4 protein-coding genes are annotated in these 3,639 nt (G+C 74.2%); all 4 read left to right on the top strand.

What is annotated here, in order from left to right:
* The first annotated feature begins 68 nt into the window (after nucleotides 1-68).
* The gene (locus ABZ281_RS42325; RefSeq protein WP_356663333.1) at nucleotides 69-611 is read left to right on the top strand and encodes a histidine phosphatase family protein; all 543 of its coding nucleotides are present in this window, start codon (nucleotides 69-71) and stop codon (nucleotides 609-611) included.
* Between the two features lie 27 nt (nucleotides 612-638).
* Nucleotides 639-1,265 carry a YigZ family protein gene (locus ABZ281_RS42330; protein ID WP_356663335.1) on the top strand — a complete coding sequence of 209 codons (627 nt, stop codon included), beginning with the start codon at nucleotides 639-641 and terminating at the stop codon, nucleotides 1,263-1,265.
* Between the two features lie 200 nt (nucleotides 1,266-1,465).
* Nucleotides 1,466-2,629, top strand: a complete 1,164-nt coding sequence (locus ABZ281_RS42335; RefSeq protein WP_356663337.1) for an exonuclease SbcCD subunit D — start codon at nucleotides 1,466-1,468, stop codon at nucleotides 2,627-2,629.
* The coding region (locus ABZ281_RS42340; protein ID WP_356663339.1) for an SMC family ATPase at nucleotides 2,626-3,639 on the top strand (1,014 nt) is incomplete at its 3' end. The genes ABZ281_RS42335 and ABZ281_RS42340, both read left to right, overlap by 4 nt.

Genomic DNA, 3,639 nt, shown 5'->3' on the forward strand with positions numbered 1-3,639 from the left:
GGTCCGAGGCGTACTGTGCTTCAGCTGCAACGCAGCACTGGGGCAGTTCGAGACCTGGGATCCCCGTCATGACCGAACGTGCCGGAGCGGGCCCGCTGCGCCGCCTGATCGTGCTGCGGCACGCCAAGTCCGCCTGGCCGCTGGACGTCGTCGACCACGAACGACCCCTCGCCCCGCGCGGCCGCCGGGACGCCCCCGCGGCCGGGCGGGCCCTGGCCGACGCCGACCTCCTGCCGGACCTGGCGCTGTGCTCCACCGCCGTCCGCGCCCGGCGGACCTGGGCCCTGGCCGCGGCCGAGTGGGGGACACCCCCGCCGGTCCGGCACGACCGGCGGCTGTACGCCGCCGGACCCCCCGGCCTGCTGGCCGTGGTGCACGAGGTGCCCGCCGAGGTGGAGAGGCTGCTGCTGATCGGGCACAGCCCGGGCCTGGAGGAACTGGTCCTGGCCCTCGCCGGTGACGGCCTCGACGACACCCTGGAACAGGTCCGCACGAAGTTCCCCACGTCGGCGATCGCCGTCCTGTCCTGGCGCGGTACGGCCTGGCGGGCCCTCGCCCCCGGCGCCGCGCTGCTCACGTCCGTGACCGTGCCCCGGGGCACGAAGAAGTAGCCCCGGGCCCGCGCATAGGCTGGCCGGATGCCCGACGAATACCGCACGGTCGCCGGTGCCGGCGTGCACGAGACCGAGGTCAACCGCTCACGCTTCCTGTGCGCCCTCGCCCCGGCGGCCACCGAGCAGGAGGCCCAGGACTTCATCGCCACGGTCCGCAAGCAGCACGCCGACGCCTCCCACAACTGCTGGGCCTACGTCATCGGCGCCGACGCCTCCGTCCAGAAGGCGAGCGACGACGGCGAACCCGGCGGCACCGCCGGCGCCCCCATGCTCCAGATGCTGCTTCGCCGCGACATGCGGTACGTCGTCGCCGTCGTCACCCGCTACTTCGGCGGGGTCAAACTCGGCGCCGGCGGGCTCATCCGGGCGTACGGCGGAGCGGTCGGCGAGGCCCTGGACAGTCTCGGCACCCGCACCCGCCGCAGATACCGGCTGGCCACGGTCACCGTCGACCACCAGCGGGCCGGCAAGCTCGAGAACGACCTGCGCACCGGCGGGCGCGAAGTCCGGGACGTGCACTACGGGGAGGCCGTCACCATCGAAATCGCCCTCCCGGACGCCGACGTGGACACCTTCCGGTCCTGGCTCGCCGACGCCACCGCCGGTACGGCCGGCTTCGAGGCGGGCGGGGAGGCGTACGGGGACGCGTGACGGCGGCTCCGCCTCATGTGTTTCCGCGGTACACATACGGACATGACCGCTGAATTCGCCCCGGACGGGCGTGGTATGCCGAGGTTCGTGAGGGAGCGGATGCCCACACGCGTTAGCGTGGTGGGTGCTGACAGCGGGCCGTACCGGCTCGCGCTGGTTGTGCGGGAAGCAGGGGGAGACATGCAGGTCGGAGCGGTGTCTTGAGGCTGCTGCACACCTCCGACTGGCATCTCGGCCGCGCCTTGCACCGGGTGAACATGCTCGGTGCCCAGGCCGAGTTCATCGGCCATCTCGTCACGACCGTGCGGGAGCGCGCCGTGGACGCGGTGGTCGTGTCGGGAGACGTCTACGACCGTGCGGTGCCCCCACTCGCCGCGGTCGAGCTGTTCGACGACGCCCTGCACCGCCTCGCCGGCCTCGGCGTGCCGACGGTGATGATCTCCGGGAACCACGACTCGGCCCGTCGGCTCGGCGTCGGCGCCGGGCTGATCGGGCGGGCCGGCATCCACCTGCGGACCGAGCCGTCGGCGTCAGGCACCCCGGTGGTGCTCGCCGACGGCGACGGCGACGTCGCCTTCTACGGGCTCCCCTATCTCGAACCGGCCCTGGTGAAGGACGAGTTCGGCGTCGAGAAGGCCGGGCACGAGGCCGTACTCGCCGCCGCCATGGACCGGGTCCGCGCCGACCTCGCCGCCCGCGCGCCCGGTACCCGCTCCGTCGTCCTCGCGCACGCCTTCGTCACCGGCGGCGAACCCAGCGACAGCGAGCGGGACATCACCGTCGGCGGCGTCGCCGCGGTGCCGGCCGGGGTGTTCGACGGCGTCGACTACGTGGCGCTCGGGCATCTGCACGGCTGCCAGACCCTCACCGACCGCGTCCGCTACTCCGGCTCCCCGCTGCCCTACTCCTTCTCCGAGGCCGCCCACCGCAAGAGCATGTGGCTGGTCGACCTGGCCGCGGACGGCTCCGTCGACGCCGAGCGCGTCGACTGCCCGGTGCCCCGCCCCCTGGCCCGGATCCGGGGCACCCTGAAGGACCTGCTCGCCGACCCGGACCTGGCACGGCACGAGGAGGCGTGGGTCGAGGCGACCCTGACCGACCCCGTCCGCCCGGCCGAGCCGATGGCCCGGCTCACCGAGCGCTTCCCGCACACCCTCAGCCTCGTCTTCGACCCCGACCGCGACGAGGACGAGTCCGAAGTGTCGTACGCTCGGCGCCTCGCCGGCCGCAGCGACCAGCAGATCGCCGAGGACTTCGTCGCCCATGTGCGCGGCGCCGGGCCCGACCCGCACGAACAGGGCGTGCTGCGGGACGCGTTCGACGCGGTCCGGGCCGACGAGACCGTACGGGAGGCGGCCCGGTGAGGCTCCACCGGCTCACCCTCACCGCCTTCGGACCCTTCGGAGGCACCCAGACCGTCGACTTCGACGACCTGTCGACGGCCGGGCTGTTCCTGCTGCACGGGCCCACCGGCGCGGGCAAGACCTCCGTCCTCGACGCCGTCTGCTACGCCCTCTACGGCTCGGTGCCAGGCGCCCGGCAGGGCGGCGGACAGGGCACGGCCCTGCGCAGCGACCACGCCGCACCCGCGACCCGCACCGAGGTCACCCTCGACCTCACCGTCGCCGGACGCCGCCTGGAGATCACCCGCCAGCCGCCCTGGGAGCGCCCCAAGAAGCGCGGCACCGGCACCACACTCGACAAGGCCCAGACATGGCTGCGCGCGTACGACGCGACGGCCCGGGCCTGGAAGGACCTCAGCCGCTCCCACCAGGAGATCGGCGAGGAGATCACCCAGCTGCTCGGCATGAGCCGGGAGCAGTTCTGCCAGGTCGTACTGTTGCCGCAGGGCGACTTCGCACGGTTCCTGCGCGCCGATGCCGAGGCCCGCGGCAAACTGCTGGGCCGCCTCTTCGACACCCGCCGCTTCGCCGACGTGGAGAAGCGCCTCGCCGAGCGGCGCCGCACCACCGAGACCCAGGTGCGGGACGGGGACGCGGAGCTGCTGGCCGACGCCCACCGCATGCAGCAGGCCGCGGGCGACGCCATGGAGCTGCCCGAGCTGGCCCCCGGCGAACCGGGGCTCGCCGAGGCCGTACTGGGCGCGGCCGCCGTCGCCCGCAGCACCGCCCGCGAGCAGCTGACCGTCGCCGCCTGCACGCTCACCGCCGCCGAGTCCGCGCAGGCCGCCGCCGGACGTGCCCTGGACGACGTACGCGAACTCGCCCGGCTCCAGCGGCGGTTCGCGGAGGCACGGGAACGGGCGACGCGCCTGGAGCAGGGAACCGAGGCCTACCGGGAGGCGCAGGCGCTCATGGAGCGGGCCCGCAAGGCCGAAGCGGTCGCGCCCGCCCTGGACCTGCGGGAGTCCTCC

Origin of the sequence: Streptomyces sp. NPDC006265 (assembly GCF_040613555.1) — a bacterium.
In the GTDB taxonomy this organism is placed as follows: domain Bacteria; phylum Actinomycetota; class Actinomycetes; order Streptomycetales; family Streptomycetaceae; genus Streptomyces.